The 15,244-nt window shown below is 72.1% G+C and carries 13 protein-coding genes; 4 read left to right on the top strand and 9 right to left on the bottom strand.

Going from position 1 to position 15,244, the window contains the following annotated elements; genetic code table 11:
* Window positions 1–63: 63 nt before the first annotated feature.
* The 7 genes from pstB to mshD form a co-directional block, all read right to left on the bottom strand.
* The gene (pstB, locus tag ACZ6AQ_RS05950; RefSeq protein WP_388688741.1) at window positions 64–840 is read right to left on the bottom strand and encodes a phosphate ABC transporter ATP-binding protein PstB; all 777 of its coding nucleotides are present in this window, start codon (window positions 838–840) and stop codon (window positions 64–66) included.
* 25 nt (window positions 841–865) lie between these two features.
* A complete protein-coding gene (pstA, locus tag ACZ6AQ_RS05945) occupies window positions 866–1,939 on the bottom strand; it encodes a phosphate ABC transporter permease PstA (protein WP_468757814.1) in 1,074 nt (357 codons plus the stop codon).
* A complete protein-coding gene (gene pstC, locus ACZ6AQ_RS05940) occupies window positions 1,936–2,910 on the bottom strand; it encodes a phosphate ABC transporter permease subunit PstC (protein ID WP_468757812.1) in 975 nt (324 codons plus the stop codon). Before pstC ends, pstA begins: the two co-directional genes overlap by 4 nt.
* A 107-nt stretch (window positions 2,911–3,017) precedes the next feature.
* Window positions 3,018–4,166 carry a phosphate ABC transporter substrate-binding protein PstS gene (pstS, locus tag ACZ6AQ_RS05935; RefSeq protein ID WP_468757810.1) on the bottom strand — a complete coding sequence of 383 codons (1,149 nt, stop codon included), beginning with the start codon at window positions 4,164–4,166 and terminating at the stop codon, window positions 3,018–3,020.
* Window positions 4,167–4,543: 377 nt separating this feature from the next.
* On the bottom strand, window positions 4,544–5,533 hold the full coding sequence (locus ACZ6AQ_RS05930) for a CHAD domain-containing protein (RefSeq protein ID WP_468757808.1): 990 nt from the start codon (window positions 5,531–5,533) through the stop codon (window positions 4,544–4,546).
* Window positions 5,520–7,772, bottom strand: a complete 2,253-nt coding sequence (locus tag ACZ6AQ_RS05925; protein WP_468757806.1) for an RNA degradosome polyphosphate kinase — start codon at window positions 7,770–7,772, stop codon at window positions 5,520–5,522. The genes ACZ6AQ_RS05930 and ACZ6AQ_RS05925 overlap by 14 nt, the downstream gene beginning before the upstream one ends.
* 289 nt (window positions 7,773–8,061) lie before the next feature.
* Complete coding sequence (gene mshD, locus ACZ6AQ_RS05920; protein WP_468757805.1) at window positions 8,062–8,988, bottom strand: mycothiol synthase; 927 nt, start codon at window positions 8,986–8,988, stop codon at window positions 8,062–8,064.
* A 153-nt stretch (window positions 8,989–9,141) separates the two neighbouring features.
* Here mshD and ACZ6AQ_RS05915 point away from each other — a divergent pair, with 153 nt between their 5' ends.
* The 4 genes from ACZ6AQ_RS05915 to ACZ6AQ_RS05900 all read left to right on the top strand — a co-directional run bounded on the left by ACZ6AQ_RS05915 (window position 9,142) and on the right by ACZ6AQ_RS05900 (window position 13,047).
* Window positions 9,142–10,968, top strand: coding sequence for a bifunctional metallophosphatase/5'-nucleotidase (locus ACZ6AQ_RS05915; protein WP_468757804.1), 1,827 nt, complete (start codon window positions 9,142–9,144; stop codon window positions 10,966–10,968).
* A 117-nt stretch (window positions 10,969–11,085) separates the two neighbouring features.
* Window positions 11,086–11,532: a helix-turn-helix domain-containing protein gene (locus ACZ6AQ_RS05910; RefSeq protein WP_468757803.1), complete on the top strand. Its 447-nt coding sequence runs from the start codon at window positions 11,086–11,088 to the stop codon at window positions 11,530–11,532.
* Between the two features lie 15 nt (window positions 11,533–11,547).
* On the top strand, window positions 11,548–12,090 hold the full coding sequence (locus ACZ6AQ_RS05905; protein ID WP_468757802.1) for a PIN domain-containing protein: 543 nt from the start codon (window positions 11,548–11,550) through the stop codon (window positions 12,088–12,090).
* Between the two features lie 102 nt (window positions 12,091–12,192).
* Complete coding sequence (locus ACZ6AQ_RS05900) at window positions 12,193–13,047, top strand: phosphatidylinositol-specific phospholipase C (protein WP_468757800.1); 855 nt, start codon at window positions 12,193–12,195, stop codon at window positions 13,045–13,047.
* On the opposite strand, the gene ACZ6AQ_RS05895 is transcribed toward ACZ6AQ_RS05900, so the two are convergent.
* Together ACZ6AQ_RS05895 and ACZ6AQ_RS05890 are read right to left on the bottom strand one after the other, a co-directional pair.
* Window positions 13,012–14,490: a HAMP domain-containing sensor histidine kinase gene (locus ACZ6AQ_RS05895; RefSeq protein WP_468757799.1), complete on the bottom strand. Its 1,479-nt coding sequence runs from the start codon at window positions 14,488–14,490 to the stop codon at window positions 13,012–13,014. The two genes, ACZ6AQ_RS05900 and ACZ6AQ_RS05895, sit on opposite strands and share 36 nt — an antisense overlap.
* A complete protein-coding gene (locus tag ACZ6AQ_RS05890) occupies window positions 14,487–15,236 on the bottom strand; it encodes a response regulator transcription factor (protein WP_468757797.1) in 750 nt (249 codons plus the stop codon). The genes ACZ6AQ_RS05895 and ACZ6AQ_RS05890 overlap by 4 nt, the downstream gene beginning before the upstream one ends.
* Window positions 15,237–15,244: the final 8 nt, after the last annotated feature.

Here is a 15,244-nt window from a genome sequence, read left to right as displayed (position 1 = left end):
TGCGGTGGCACCGCCATGCAGCACCGCAGGACGGCCACGCGGCGCAGCCGCGTGGGGTCTGGGTTATCCGAAGCGGCCGGAGATGTAGTCCTCGGTCGCCTGGACGCTCGGGTTGGAGAAGATGCGCTCGGTGTCGTCCAGCTCGATCAGCTTGCCGGGCTGGCCGACGGCCGCCAGGTTGAAGAAGGCCGTGCGGTCCGAGACGCGGGCGGCCTGCTGCATGTTGTGCGTCACGATGACGATCGTGAAGCGCTCCTTCAGCTCGCCGATCAGGTCCTCGATCGCGAGGGTCGAGATCGGGTCGAGGGCCGAGCAGGGCTCGTCCATCAGCAGGACGTCGGGCTCGACCGCGATGGCGCGGGCGATGCACAGACGCTGCTGCTGGCCGCCGGAGAGGCCGGAGCCCGGCTTGTTGAGGCGGTCCTTGACCTCGTTCCAGAGGTTGGCGCCCTTGAGGGACTTCTCGACGACGTCGCTCAGCTCGGACTTCTTGTAGCTGCCGTTGAGGCGCAGGCCCGCCGCCACGTTGTCGAAGATCGACATGGTGGGGAAGGGGTTCGGGCGCTGGAAGACCATGCCGACCGTGCGGCGCACGGCGACCGGGTCGACGTTCGCCCCGTACAGGTTCTCGTCGTCCAGCAGCACCTTGCCCTCGACGCGGCCGCCGGGGGTGACCTCGTGCATGCGGTTCAGGGTGCGCAGGAAGGTGGACTTGCCGCAGCCGGACGGGCCGATGAAGGCCGTCACGGAGCGGGGCTCGACGGTCATCGAGATGTCGTCGATCGCCTTGTGGGCGCCGTAGTAGGCGGAGAGGCCGCTGACGTCGATGCGCTTGGCCATGTGAATCACTTCCAATTGCCGCTGGTCAGCGGGCGGTCTTCGGGGCCTTCCAGCGGGCGATGCCGCGGGCCACCAGGTTGAGGATCATGACGAAGGCGATCAGGACGAGCGCGGCGCCCCAGGCGCGGGCCACGGCGGCGTCGGTGCCGACCGAGTACTGCTCGTACACGTAGAGCGGCAGGGAGGACTGGGCGCCTTCGAAGGGGTTCGGGTTGATGAGCTTCGTGCCGAACACCAGGAGCAGGACGGGGGCCGTCTCGCCGGTGATGCGGGCGACCGCGAGCATGACGCCCGTGGTGATGCCGCCGATCGCGGTGGGCAGGACCACCTTCAGGATCGTGCGCCACTTGGGGATGCCGAGGGCGAGGGACGCCTCGCGCAGCTCGTTCGGGACGAGCTTGAGCATCTCCTCGGTGGAGCGGACCACGACCGGCACCATCAGGATGGCGAGGGCCATCGCGCCGGCGAAGCCGGAGGGGCCGAAGCCCAGCATCAGGTTCCAGGTGGCGAGGACGAAGAGGCCCGCGACGATCGACGGGATGCCCGTCATGACGTCCACGAAGAAGGTGACGGCCTGGGCGAGCTTCCCGCCGCCGTACTCCACGAGGTAGACCGCGGTCAGGAGGCCGATCGGGGCGGCGATCAGGGTCGCGATGCCGACCTGCTCGACGGTGCCGAGCAGCGCGTGGTAGACGCCGCCGCCGGCCTCGGCGTCGAGGACGCCGTTCATCGAGTGGCTGAGGAAGTAGCCGTCGAGGACGGCGGCGCCCTTGCTGATCGTGACCCAGGCGAGGGAGAGCAGCGGGACGACGGCGAGGACGAAGCAGACCCAGACGAGGCTGGTGGCGACGCGGTCCTTGGCCTGCCGGCCGCCCTCGACCTTGGTGGTCAGGGCGTAGGTCACGAGGACGAAGAGCAGGGCGGAGACCAGGCCCCACTGGATCTTGCTGTGCCAGCCGGCGGCGAGGCCGATGCCGGTCCCGCCGACGACCGAGCCGGCGGCGACGGCCGCCGGGGTCCAGCGGGGCAGCCGGGCGTGGGAGAGGGATCCGCTGCGCGGGACCACCGCGAGCGGGCGTTCCTGAATGGCGTGGCTCATGCCGCTGCCCCCGAGTACTCCTTGCGGCGGCCGATGATCCAGCGGGCCGCGCCGTTGACGAGCAGGGTGATGGCGAAGAGGACGAGACCGGACGCGATGAGGGCGTCCCGGCCGTACTCGTCGGCCTCGTTGAACTTGGCGGCGATGTTCTGGGCGAAGGTGCCGCCGCCCGGGTCGAGCAGGTGGCCCGAGACGAGGAAGCTGGGGGAGAGGACCACGGCGACGGCCATGGTCTCGCCGAGCGCGCGGCCGAGGCCCAGCATGGAGGCGGAGATGATGCCGGAGCGGCCGAAGGGCAGCACCGACATGCGGATGACCTCCCAGCGCGTGGCGCCGAGGGCGAGGGCGGCCTCCTCGTGCATCTTCGGGACCTGGAGGAAGACCTCGCGGGTCACGTTGGTGATGATCGGGAGGATCATGATCGCCAGGAGGATGCCCACGGTGAAGAGGTTGCGGGCGACGCCGTCCTGGGACTTGTCGAAGACGTACGTCCAGCCGAGGTACTGGTCGAGCCACTTGTTGAGGCCGGCCAGGTACGGGACGAGGAAGATCGCGCCCCAGAGGCCGTAGATGATGCTGGGCACGGCGGCGAGCAGGTCGACGACGTACGCGAGCGGCTTGGCCAGCCGGCGCGGGGCGTAGTGCGAGATGAACAGGGCGATGCCGATCGCGACCGGCACGGCGATGACCATCGCGACGACCGACGAGACGAGGGTGCCGAAGGCGAGGACGGCGATGCCGAAGACCGGCGGGTTGCCGGCCGGGTTCCACTCGAAGGTGGTGAAGAAGTTCGTGCTGTCCTTCGAGACGGCGAGGACGGCGCGGTAGCTGAGGAAGACCGCGATCGCGGCCATGACGACGAGGAGGGTGATGCCGGAGCCTCGGGAGAGACCGCTGAAGACGCGGTCCCCGGGGCGGGTGGCGCCCTTGGCGTCCCGGCTCCTCTTGAGCTCTGGTGTGGTGGTGGCCATCTGCTTCTCCGGTCTGCGGGGCCGGTACGGACGTACCGGCTCCTGGCGGCGGTGCACCGGATGCCGGGTCCGGTCCTCCGGAGCGGGAGGACCGGACCCGGCCGGGATCAGGACAGGGTGGGGACGATCGCGCGGACCTTGGCGGCGATCTCGGCAGGCATCGGGGCGTAGTCGGCGTCGGTGAGGACCTTCTGGCCCTCCTCGCTGATCGCGTAGTTCAGGAACGCCTTCAGGGTCGGCAGGGTCTCCGCCTTGTTGCCCTTGTCGCAGGCGATCTCGTAGGTGACGAGGACCAGCGGGTAGGCGCCCTCGGCCTTCGTCGCGTAGTCGAGGGAGAGGGCGACGTCGTTGCCGGTGCCCTTGACCTTGGCGGCGGCGATGGCCTTGGAGGCGTTCTCCGTGGTGGCGGCGACCGGGGCGGAGGCGCCGGTGGCGATGCTGACCGTGGAGATCTTGCTGGCGGAGGCGAAGGAGAGCTCGAAGTAGCCGATGGAGCCCTCGGCGTCCTTGACGGCGGCGGCGAGGCCGGAGGAGCCGTTGGCGGCCTGGCCGCCCTGGGCGGGCCACGACTTCGTCTTCGGGTCGTGCTTCCAGTCGGCCGGGGCGGCGGTCGAGAGGTACTTGCCGAGGTTCTGGGTGGTGCCCGACTCGTCCGAGCGGTGGAACGCCTGGATGGTGGAGTCGGGGAGCTTGGCGCCCGGGTTCAGCTTGGCGATCGCCGGGTCGTTCCACTTGGTGATCTTGTTGTCGAAGATCTTGGCGATGGTGGAGGCGTCCAGGACGAGGTTGTCCACGCCCTCCAGCTTGTAGCCGATGGCGATGGGGCCGCCGACCATGGGCAGGTTGACGCCCTTGCCGCCCTTGCAGATCTTCTGGGACTCGGCGACCTCTTCGTCCTTCAGGGCGGAGTCGGAGCCCGCGAGGGCGACCTGGCCCTGGTTGAACTTGGTGATGCCGCCGCCGGAGCCGATGCCCTGGTAGTTGATCTCGACGCCGGAGCAGGCGGCCTGGAAGTTCTTGACCCACAGGTCCATCGCGCCCTTCTGGGCGGAGGAGCCGGCGGCGAGGAGCTGGCCCTTGGCGCCCGCGCAGGCGATGTTGGAGGCGGCGGCCGAGGCGGAGGACTTGGCGCCGTCGCCCTTGGCCGGGGTCTCCGTGTTGTTGTCCGAGCCACACGCCGAGAGGACCAGGGCGCCGGAGACGACGAGGGCACCGATCGCGGAGGCGCGAAGCCCGTTCTTGCGCGAAAGCTTCACTTTCGGGTGTTCCTTCCAGAAGCCGCCCTGTCGCGGACCGTGTGTCCCGAACGTTCTGTGGCGGCGTGTGTCGGTTGGGCGGGTGCTTCACTCTGCGCCGAGCACCTCGTAAGGCCGAAATTAGGCAGAACAGGTGACGTGGTCTGCGGGGAAGGGTGAACGGGAAGTGAACCGTGCCGTAAGCCCGGGTGCGGGGCTCCGGGCGGGCTGCGCCGGGCGGGACCGCGGGCCCGGACGGCCGGGGACGGCGTGTTCCCGGGCCGGGCCCCGGCCCGGGGACGGACGGTGGTCCTCCTGGGCCGTTGGCCGGGAAACGCCGGTGGCCCCGGGGCGCGGGTCCGCCGCCGGGGCCGGGATCGGGGCAGGGACCCCGCCGGTCAGGTGACCGCGGCGGCCGTTCTGCGCCAGGCGCGCTGGAAGGCGAAGCGGGACGCCTCCACCTCGTGGCGCTGGTCGGCGTGGAGGACGCCGAGCGCGTAGGCCGTCGCCGGGGCGATGCGGGGCGTGCGGGCGGCGGTGGCGGCGGCCGTCGCGGCCTCGGCTGCGTCCCGGTGCCGGTCCAGGGCGCGGGCCGCCTCGTACAGGACGGGGTCCGGTTCGCCGCCCGTGCGCAGGGCCTCGGCGGCGTACCGGTGGAGGCGGAGCAGGAGCCGGGTGTGGTGCCAGGGCGCGTCCTGGGACTCGCCGGCGGCGAGGGCGAGGGCCTCGGCGTTGTACGGGTGGGCCGCCCGGTGCAGCGGGAGGGCGGCGACCGCGTCCAGGAGGCGCCGTTCGGCGACCCCGGCGGAGGCGTCCAGGACCTCGGCGGCGGGCGCGGTGGCGGCGGGCCCGAGCGGCACCTCGGAGGCGAGGAGGGCGACGGCGTCCGCGACCGCGTGGAAGCGGGAGGAGCCGAGTGCCTGGAGGGCCGTCGAGTGGGCGCGCGTACGGGCCAGGGTGAGCCGGCGTTCGAGCAGGGCCCCGGCGCGGGCCGCGCCCACCGAGAGCCCGGCCGGTTCGCCGCCCCGGGCGGCGGGGACGGGCCCGCCGCCCGGGGCGTTCGACAGGCGGGACAGCGCGTCCACCAGCCTGACCAGCCGGGAGGTGCATGCCTGCTCCACGGCCAGGGTCCCGGAGAGCCAGGCCAGCTCGGTGCGGAGCTGGTCGGCCCAGGCGGCGTCGAGCAGCGGCCGGAAGGTGTGGAGGGTGGCGCCGATCCGGCGGGCGGCGGCCCGCAGCGCCCGGGCCGCCTCCTCCGCCCCGGCCGTGTCGGAGCCGCTCTCGCCGTGCAGGCGCAGGCCGCGGAGGAAGTCCGCGGCGCGGGCGTGGAGGTACGGGGCCAGGACCTCGCCCGCCGTGACGTCCTGCGTGTGGTCAGGGTTGTGCACGCCTGCGCCTCCGCGCGTCGATGAGCATCTCCTGGACGTGCCGCAGGGGCCGGCCCTCGGGGTCGGTCGCGTGCCGCGTCCAGTTGCCGTCCGGGCCGAGGTGCCAGGAGGAGGTGGTGTCGGACATGCCGGTCTCCAGGAACCGGATGAGGGCCGCCCGGTGCGCCGGGTCGGAGACCCGGACCAGGGCCTCGATCCGGCGGTCCAGGTTGCGGTGCATCATGTCGGCGCTGCCGAACCAGACTTCGGGCTCGCCGCCGTTGCAGAAGGCGAAGACCCGGGAGTGCTCCAGGAAGCGGCCGAGGACCGAGCGGACCCGGATGTTCTCGGAGAGGCCCGGGACCCCGGGGCGCACGGCGCAGATGCCGCGGACCCAGATGTCGACGGGGACGCCGGCCCGCGAGGCCCGGTAGCAGGCGTCGATGACCGCCTCGTCCACCATCGAGTTCACCTTGATCCGCACGTACGCGGGCCGTCCGGAGCGGTGGTGGGCGATCTCCTTGGTGATCCGGGAGACCAGCCCGTCCCGCAGCGACTTGGGGGCGGTCAGCAGCCGCCGGTAGGTCTCGCGGCGGGAGTAGCCGGAGAGCCGGTTGAACAGGTCGGAGAGGTCCGCGCCGACCTGCGGGTCGGCGGTGAGCAGGCCGAGGTCCTCGTAGAGCCGGGCCGTCTTGGGGTGGTAGTTGCCGGTGCCGACGTGCGAGTACCGGCGCAGGAGTTCGCCCTCCTGACGGACCACCAGGGAGAGCTTGCAGTGGGTCTTGAGGCCGACGAGGCCGTAGACGACGTGGCAGCCGGCCTCCTCCAGCTTGCGCGCCCACTTGATGTTGGCCTGCTCGTCGAAGCGGGCCTTGATCTCGACGAGGACGAGGACCTGCTTGCCGGACTCGGCGGCGTCGATGAGGGCGTCCACTATCGGGGAGTCGCCGGAGGTCCGGTACAGCGTCTGCTTGATCGCCAGGACGTCCGGGTCGGCCGCCGCCTGCTCCAGGAACGCCTGGACGGAGGTGGAGAACGAGTCGTACGGGTGGTGCAGGAGGACGTCCCGCTCGCGCAGCGCGGCGAAGACGTCGGGCGCGGACGCGGACTCGACCTCGGCGAGGTCGCGGTGGGTGCCGGCGACGAACGTCGGGTACTTCAGCTCGGGCCGGTCCTGTCCGGCGATCCTGAAGAGCCCGGTCAGGTCGAGGAGGCCGGGCAGCGGGTAGACCTCGGCGTCGGAGACCTTCAGCTCGCGGACGAGCAGGTCGAGGACGTACGGGTCGATGGACTCCTCGACCTCCAGGCGGACGGGGGGCCCGAAGCGCCGCCGCATCAGCTCCTTCTCCAGGGCCTGGAGGAGGTTCTCGGCGTCGTCCTCCTCGACCTCCAGGTCCTCGTTCCTGGTCACCCGGAACATGTGGTGCGCCAGCACCTCCATGCCCGGGAACAGCTCCTCCAGGTGGGCGGCTATGACGTCCTCCAGGGGGACGTACCGCTGCGGGGACGCCTCCAGGAAGCGGGAGAGCAGTGGGGGGACCTTCACGCGCGCGAAGTGGCGGTGGCCGCTGACCGGGTTGCGGACGACGACGGCGAGGTTGAGCGAGAGCCCCGAGATGTACGGGAAGGGGTGCGCGGGGTCCACGGCCAGCGGGGTGAGGACGGGGAAGATCTGCTGGCGGAACAGGGTGAACAGCCGGGCCTGTTCCTTCTCGGTGAGTTCGGGCCAGCGGATCAGGTGGATGCCCTCGTCGGCCAGGGCCGGGGCCACGTCCTGCTGGTAGCAGGCGGCGTGCCGGGCCATGAGCTCGCGCGAGCGGGTCCAGATGAGGTCGAGCACCTCGCGGGGCTGGAGGCCGGAGGCGGAGCGGGTGGCGACGCCGGTGGCGATGCGGCGCTTGAGGCCGGCGACCCGGACCATGAAGAACTCGTCCAGGTTCGAGGCGAAGATCGCGAGGAAGTTCGCCCGTTCGAGGAGGGGGGTCGTGGGGTCCTCGGCGAGTTCGAGGACGCGTTCGTTGAACGCGAGCCAGCTGCGCTCCCGGTCGAGGAAGCGGCCCTGCGGCAGCTCGTCGCCCAGGGGGGCGTCGTCCTCGTAGGCGTGGGGGCCCGCGTCCGTGCCGGAGTCGGGGCCGTTCGCGACGGCCTCGCCGGCCGTCCGGGGGCGGTGCGCGGCCATGGAACCGAGCGGGGGTGCGGCGGGCGGGGACGACGGCGTGGCGGAGGGCTGGACCGGGACCTCTGCGGGCTGCTGGCTCATGACCCCATTCTTCCGCGCGGGAGGCGGCTCGGGCGCGCCGGGACGGGCCGCGCCGGGGCGGGCCGCGGGGGAGGGCAGCCTCCCCTTGGGAAGGCCGGACACGGAGCGCTTCATTGCGTGAGCGTCGCAAGCGCGTCTGAATGGCCGGTAACGACGACATGACGTCCGGGAATCGGGGGCGGGGCCGTGCGGGCCCCGCCCCGGCCTCTTCCGCTCCCCTTTCACTGATCAAGCGGTGAAAGAGGGGAAAGAAGAGGGGGCGGTGCCAACCGCCCCCGGAAAACCGGTGTTACGACTCCGTGCGGTACATCAGGTCCACCTCGTGCGTGGCGAAGCCGAGCCCCTCGTACACCCGCACCGCCGCCGAGTTGTCCCCGTCCACGTACAGCATGGCCGTCGGCAGCCCCTGTGCCGCCAGGTGCCGCAGGCCGATCGCGGTGAGCGCCTTGCCGAGTCCGCCGCCCTGGGCCTCGGGCAGGATGCCGACCACGTACACCTCGCCGAGCCGCTCCTCGGCGTGCGTCTTCGTCCAGTGGAAGCCGATCAGCCGGCCGTCCTTCTCCGCGAGGAAGAAGCCCTTCGGGTCGAACCACGGCTCGGCGGTGCGGTCGTCCAGGTCCCGCCGGGTGAGCGAGCCCTGCTCGGGGTGGTGGGCGAAGGCGGCGGCGTTGACGGCGAGCCAGGCCGCCTCGTCCTGGCCGGGGACGAAGGTGCGGACGGTCACCCCCTCGGGCAGCACCGGCTCCGGCAGGCCGAGCGGGACCAGGGGCCGCCGCAGCTGGCGCAGCTCGCGGAAGAGGGTCAGGCCGAGGACCTGGGCCAGGTGGCGGGCGGCCGGCTTGCCGCCGTGCGCCCAGACGCGCAGCCGCTTGCCGGAGGCGTCGAGCAGGGCGGTGCCGAGCGCCCGGCCGTGCCCGCGTCCGCGCCGGTCGGGGTGGACGACCAGCTCGGCGGCCGGGGCCTCGATCGGGTCGGTCTCCTCCAGCTGGGCGTAGCCGTAGAGCCGGGGGCCGGCGGTCAGCAGGAAGTGCCGCACCCCCTCGCGCCCGCCGTTGCGCAGGTAGAGCCGCCCCTGTTCGGACACGGCGTGCAGGCCGTCGGCGCGGTCCGCGGCCTCCAGGAGCTCCTGTACGTCCCGGACCTGCCCGGGGGTGAGCTCGTCGTACGTGTGGATCTGCCGTCCGGGTTCGAGGCCCGGTGCCGCGTCGGAAGTCATGGGAACGAGCCTACGGCGACACTTCGTCAGCCGACGGCAACTGTCTTGTAACCGGCCACCCCCTGTTGCGCTACGCGCGTTGACTCTAGGCTGCACGCGCAACGGGGAAGCAGATCAACGCCGCGAAACGGGGCAAGGGGACGAGTGGGAGAGATGGCAGCGACACCGAGGAAGAACAAGACGGCACGGCGCTTTCTGGCCGCCGGGGCGGGGCTCGCGACGGTCGGGGCGCTCGTCGCCGCGATGCCGTCGTCGGCCGGTGCCGCCGGGGGAGAGGCCGCCGCCGGGTACGGGAACGGCAAGGGCTGGGGCCGGATGGTCGACGTCCAGCTGCTCTCCTTCAACGACCTCCACGGCAACCTGGAGCCGCCGGCCGGGTCGTCCGGCCAGGTCGTCCGGGCCAAGGAGGACGGCACCACCGAGAAGATCGACGCGGGCGGTGTCGAGTACCTGGCCACGCACCTGCGCCAGGCGCGCGAGGGGAACCGCTACTCCGTCACGGCGGCGGCCGGCGACCTCATCGGCGGCTCCCCGCTGCTGTCCGGGCTCTTCCACGACGAGCCGACCATCGGGGCCCTGAACAAGCTGGACCTGGACGTCACCTCGGTCGGCAACCACGAGTTCGACGAGGGCGCCGTCGAGCTGGCCCGCATGCAGAACGGCGGCTGCCACCCGACCGCCGGCTGCTTCGTCGAGGGCGAGAAGTTCAAGGGCGCCGACTTCCCGTACCTCGCCGCGAACGTGACGCGGGAGAAGACGGGCAAGCCGCTGCTCGACCCGTACTTCGTCTGGGAGAAGGACGGCGTCCGGATCGGCTTCATCGGCGTGACCCTGGAGGGCACCCCGAACATCGTCACCGCCGAGGGCGTCAAGGGCCTGAAGTTCGGCGACGAGGTCGAGACGATCAACAAGTACGCGAAGGTCCTGGAGCGCCAGGGCGTCAAGTCCATCGTCGCCCTGGTCCACGAGGGCGGCGCGCCGGCCTCGTCCTCGTACAACTACGACTGCGACAGCCCCGGTCCGGGCGACGGGATCTCCGGTCCGATCACCGAGATCGCCAAGAACGTCTCGCCGCAGGTCGACGCACTGGTCACCGGCCACACGCACCAGGCGTACGTGTGCACGATCCCGGACCCGGCGGGCAAGCCGCGCCTGGTCACCTCGGCGTCCTCGTTCGGCAAGGTGTACACGGACACGACGCTGACGTACGACCGCGCCACCAAGGACATCGTGCGCACGGCCGTCGCCTCCGCCAACCACGTCGTCACCCGCGACGTGCCGAAGGCCGCGGACATGACGAAGCTGATCCAGGACTGGACGGCGCTCGCGGCCCCGGTCTCCAACCGTCCCCAGGGCTTCATCGCCGCCGACATCAACGGCCGCGGTTCCACGGCGTACGAGAAGCCGCTCGGCGACGTGATCGCCGACGCGCAGCTGGAGGGACTGGCCCCGGCGGACAAGGGCGGCGCGCAGCTGGCCCTGATGAACCCGGGCGGCATCCGGTCCGACCTGGTGTACAAGGCGTCCGGCACCGAGGGCGACGGTGTGGTGACGTACGGCGAGTCCTTCACCGTGCAGCCCTTCACCAACATGATGAACGTGGTCGACCTGACCGGCGCGAACCTGATCGCCGCCCTGAAGCAGCAGGTCAGCGGGGCGAACCTGAACTCCGTCAAGATCCTCCAGGTCTCGAAGGGCCTCACGTACACGCTCGACCTCACCAGGACGGGCGCGGACCGCGTCGTCGAGGGCACGATCCGGCTGAACGGTGAGCCGATCGACCCGTCGAAGACCTACCGGGTCGCGATGAACGAGTTCCTCGCGGGCGGCGGCGACGGCTTCCCGGCCCTGGCCACCGGCACGAACAAGCTGGTCGGCGCCTCGGACCTCGACGTCTTCAACGCCTACCTGGCGACCCGCTCGTCGGCGGCGGCGCCGCTGCCGGTGCCGGCCGCGAACCGCATCACCGTCATCAAGTAATCCGTACGGGAGGGGCGGCGAACCGTTTCGGCGGGGCGTCGCCCCTTTCGCTTTTTTCGGCGTTTGCGTTTCTTTCGTTTTGGCCGGATGCTGGAGGAAGTCGCGAAGGAGGCACGTATGAACAGCAGGGTGGAAGACACCGTGCTCCTGCCGGAGCACCGTGCGGAGGTCGCGGAGCTGCGCGATTGGCTGGCCGGGACGCCGAGCGCGCCCGAGCGCGCTCTTCTGCGCGGCCCCGACGGCAGCGTGAGGGCCCTGCCGCCCGAGGTGTACGAGGCCCTGCTCGTCGTCGTCCGTGCGCTGTCCGAGGGGAAGGCCGTCTCCGTCGTCCCCCGGGAGACCACTCTCACCACCCAGCAGGCCGCGGACATGCTCGGCGTGAGCCGGCCGACCGTGGTCAAGCTGCTGGATCAGGGGGACATCCCCTTCACGCGGCCAGGCAGGCACCGACGGGTGCTCCTGACGGACGTCCTCGCCTACAGAGACCGGCGCCGCTCCCGCAGGCGGCGCGGTCTGGACGAACTGGTCGAACTGACCGAGGACGCCGGACTGTACGGCGATTGATCACGTGGGAGTGAAGTGCAGCGCGTTGTTCTGGACACCTGTGTCCTGTTCCCGAACTACCTCAGGGACACCCTGCTGAGGCTCACCGAGGAGGAGCTCTACGAGCCGCTCTGGTCGGCCGGCATCCTCGACGAGCTCCGGCGCAACATCGCGGAAAGGGTGGGGGACGACAAGGCCGCGCGTCTTGTCACCGGCATGGAGGACGCCTTTCCCGACAGCGCGGTGACGGGGTACGGCGCGCTCGTGCCCGTGATGACGAACGATCCCAAGGACCGGCACGTTCTCGCCGCGGCCGTGCACGGGCAGGCGCACGCGGTCGTGACGCTGAACCTGTCCGACTTCCCGCCGGAGTCGGCCGCCCCGTACGGCATCGACGTCCTGTCCCCCGACGACTTCCTGCTCGACATGCTCGACCTCGCGCCGGTCGCCGTCCTGTCGGTGCTCCGGGCGCAAGCCGCCCGCTACCGGCGCGAACCGCGTGATCTGCACGGCCTGCTCGACCGGCTCGCCGCCGGAGGGGCACCGCAGTTCGCGGAGGAAACGCGGCGCAGGGTGTGACGCGGGGCGTCGCCCCTCCGCCGTTCCGGGGTGGCGCCCCTTTCCGTTTCCCCGTGCCGCACCCTGGCCATGGTTGAAGTGGACCTGTCATAGTGCGGTGCCATGGACCGACGACGATTCCTCGTGGGAACCGCGGCCGCCGGGGCCGCCCTGCTCGTCGGGGCGCCCGCCGCCTCGGCCGTGGACGTACGGGCGTGGATGGCCGCGCACGGGGACGGGACCGAGCTGAGCCGGCTCACCATCCCCGGCACGCACGACTCCGGCGCCCGGTTCGGCGGCCCCTGGAGCGAGTGCCAGAACACCACGATCGCCCAGCAGCTGGACAGCGGCGTCCGGTTCCTGGACGTGCGGTGCCGGGTGACCGGCGGGTCGTTCGCGATCCACCACGGGTCCTCGTACCAGAACATGATGTTCGGGGACGTGCTGGCCGCCTGCTGGGACTTCCTCGCCGCGCACCCCTCCGAGACCGTCCTCATGCGGGTCAAGCAGGAGTACTCCGAGGAGTCCGACGCCGCCTTCCGGGCCGTCTTCGACGACTACCTGGACCGCCGCGGCTGGCGCCCCCTCTTCCGCATCGGGGACCGGCTGCCGCTCCTGGGCGAGGCCCGCGGGAAGGTCGTCCTCATCGCCGACAACGGCGGTCTCCCGGGCCTCAAGTGGTGGGACGGGGAGCAGATCGCCCTCCAGGACGACTGGAACGCGCTGCCCGACGCCAAGTACCCCAGGATCCAGGACCACTTCCGCGCCGCCGTCGCCCGGCCCGGAAAGCTCTACGTCAACTTCGTCAGCACCTCCGCGTACCTCCCGCCCCGCTGGAACTCCGACCGGCTCAACCCCCTCGTCCACGGCTTCCTCGACGGTGCCGAGCTGGCCGGCCGGACCGGGCTCGGGATCGTCCCCCTGGACTTCCCGAACACCCGGTCAGGGCTGGTCGAGGCCCTCCTCCGGCACAACTGAGGCGCCGCCCGGCGGCGGCGTCGGCGCCCCCGGCAGCCGGACCGTCGCCACCGTGCCGCCGCCCTCCGCCGGGGCCAGCGCGACCGTGCCGCCCGCCTGCCGGACCGTGCGCGCCACGATCGACAGGCCCAGGCCGGACCCGGGCAGGCTGCGGGCCGACGGCGAGCGCCAGAAGCGCTCGAAGACGTGCGGCAGCTCGTCGGGCGGGATGCCGGGCCCGTGGTCGCGGACCGTCAGCTCGCCCCGCATCAGGGTCACCTCGACCGTGCCCCGGGGCGGCGAGAACTTCACCGCGTTGTCCAGGACGTTCACCAGGGCCCGTTCGAGCGTCGCCCCCTCCGCCCGCACGTACCAGGGCGCCAGGTCCGTGACGAAGACCAGCTCCGGGCCCCGCAGCCGCACCCGGTCCAGGGCCGCGCGCAGGATCGTGTGCAGCGGGACCACCTCCAGGGGCCCCGGCCGCACCGCGTCCGGCCGGGCCAGCTCCTGGAGGTCGCCGATCAGCGACGCCAGCTCCGTCATCTGCGCCTTCACCGACGCCATCAGCGCCCGCCGGTCCTCCGGCGGGATCGCCCGGCCCGTCTCCTCGCTGCGCGCGAGGAGTTCGACGTTCGTCCGGAGCGAGGTCAGCGGCGTCCGCAGCTCGTGCCCCGCGTCCGCGATCAGCCGCGCCTGCCGGTCCCGGGAGGTCGCGAGCGCCGCCGTCATCGCGTTGAACGAGCGCGACAGGCGGGCGATCTCGTCCTCGCCCTCCACGGGGATGCGGACGGTCAGGTCCTCGGTCGCCGCCACGTGCTCGACCGCCCCGGTCAGCCGGTCCACCGGCGCCAGGCCCGTCCGCGCCACCCACAGGCCGGCCGCGCCCGCGCCGACGACCCCGATCCCGGAGACCAGGAGCAGCACCCAGCGCAGCGTGGACATCGAGTTGTCGATCTCGGAGAGCGGCCGGGCGAGGGAGACCGCGATCCCGGGCGTGCTCTCCTGCGGATAGGTGTAGACGCGCATCTCGCGTCCGCCGGCGTCCTTCACCGTGTGCAGGACGTCCGCCAGGCGCCCCTGCGCCACCGCGAGGTCGCCGCTGCCGACGGGGATCGCCGCCTCTCCCGAGGTGCACACGCTCCCGTCGGCGAGGATCACCCGCACCGTGTACGAGCCCGCCACCGACGGCGGCGCGGTGCCCTGGCGGCAGAACGACAGGATGTTCTGCGCCCCGCCCGGGTCGAGCCGGGTGGAGCTCAGCGAGGAGTCCAGTTCGGCCTCCAGCTGCTCCCGCGTCACGAACCAGCACGCCAGCGACACCGCCGCCACCGCCACCGCCACCGCGACGGCGGTGAGCAGGGCGAGCCGGGACCGCAGCGGCCGGGAGCGGAACCAGGCCAGGGGGGCGAAGCGGGCGCCGGAGGGCTTCGGGTGCGGCGGCCGCGCCGGAGGAACCGCCGTCACTCCCCGCCCCCTCCGCGCAGCACGTACCCCACGCCCCGCACCGTGTGCACCAGGCGCGGCTCGCCGCCCGCCTCCGTCTTGCGCCGCAGGTACATCACGTACACGTCCAGGGAGTTCGAACTCGGCTCGAAGTCGAAGCCCCACACCGCCTTGAGGATCTGCTCCCGGGTCAGCACCTGGCGCGGGTGCGCCAGGAACATCTCCAGGAGCGTGAACTCGGTCCGCGTCAGCTCCACGCTCCGGCCGCCCCGGGTCACCTCGCGGGTGACGAGGTCCATCCGCAGGTCCTCGAAGGACAGCGCGTCCTCCCCGGCCGGGGAGGCGGCCGCCGACGCGTACGAGCTGCGGCGCAGCAGGGCCCGGATGCGGGCGAACAGCTCGTCAAGGTCGAAGGGCTTCACGAGGTAGTCGTCCGCGCCCGCGTCGAGCCCGGTGACCCGGTCGCCCACGGCGTCGCGGGCGGTGAGCATCAGGATCGGCACGGTCGACCCCGACGCCCTGATCCGGCGGGCCGCCGTGAGCCCGTCCATGCGGGGCATCTGGACGTCGAGGACGACGAGGTCGGGGGCGTACGACTCCACGGCGGCGAGCGCGTCCAGGCCGTCCACGGCCTCCCGCGTCCCGTACCCCTCGAAGGCGAGGCTGCGGCGCAGGGCCTCCCGCACGGCGGGCTCGTCGTCCACGACGAGGACGCGCTCGCCCCCGTCCCGCTGTCCCGTCACGTGTCCGGTCGTGTGTCCCGTCATGGGGGCAG

It is taken from the genome of Streptomyces sp. NPDC041191, from assembly GCF_055591945.1.
Note: the sequence above shows the minus strand (reverse complement) of the source record. Positions and strands in the feature narration are given on the sequence as shown.

What these genes read in the sequence shown, in the direction of transcription:
- pstB (WP_388688741.1), bottom strand. Translation starts at nt 840, where the DNA reads ATGGCCAAGCGCATCGACGTCAGCGGCCTCTCCGCCTACTACGGCGCC.
- mshD (WP_468757805.1), bottom strand. Translation starts at nt 8,988, where the DNA reads ATGACTTCCGACGCGGCACCGGGCCTCGAACCCGGACGGCAGATCCAC.
- ACZ6AQ_RS05890 (WP_468757797.1), bottom strand. Translation starts at nt 15,236, where the DNA reads ATGACGGGACACACGACCGGACACGTGACGGGACAGCGGGACGGGGGC.
- ACZ6AQ_RS05900 (WP_468757800.1), top strand. Translation starts at nt 12,193, where the DNA reads ATGGACCGACGACGATTCCTCGTGGGAACCGCGGCCGCCGGGGCCGCC.
- ACZ6AQ_RS05910 (WP_468757803.1), top strand. Translation starts at nt 11,086, where the DNA reads ATGAACAGCAGGGTGGAAGACACCGTGCTCCTGCCGGAGCACCGTGCG.
- pstA (WP_468757814.1), bottom strand. Translation starts at nt 1,939, where the DNA reads ATGAGCCACGCCATTCAGGAACGCCCGCTCGCGGTGGTCCCGCGCAGC.
- pstC (WP_468757812.1), bottom strand. Translation starts at nt 2,910, where the DNA reads ATGGCCACCACCACACCAGAGCTCAAGAGGAGCCGGGACGCCAAGGGC.
- ACZ6AQ_RS05915 (WP_468757804.1), top strand. Translation starts at nt 9,142, where the DNA reads ATGGCAGCGACACCGAGGAAGAACAAGACGGCACGGCGCTTTCTGGCC.
- ACZ6AQ_RS05925 (WP_468757806.1), bottom strand. Translation starts at nt 7,772, where the DNA reads ATGAGCCAGCAGCCCGCAGAGGTCCCGGTCCAGCCCTCCGCCACGCCG.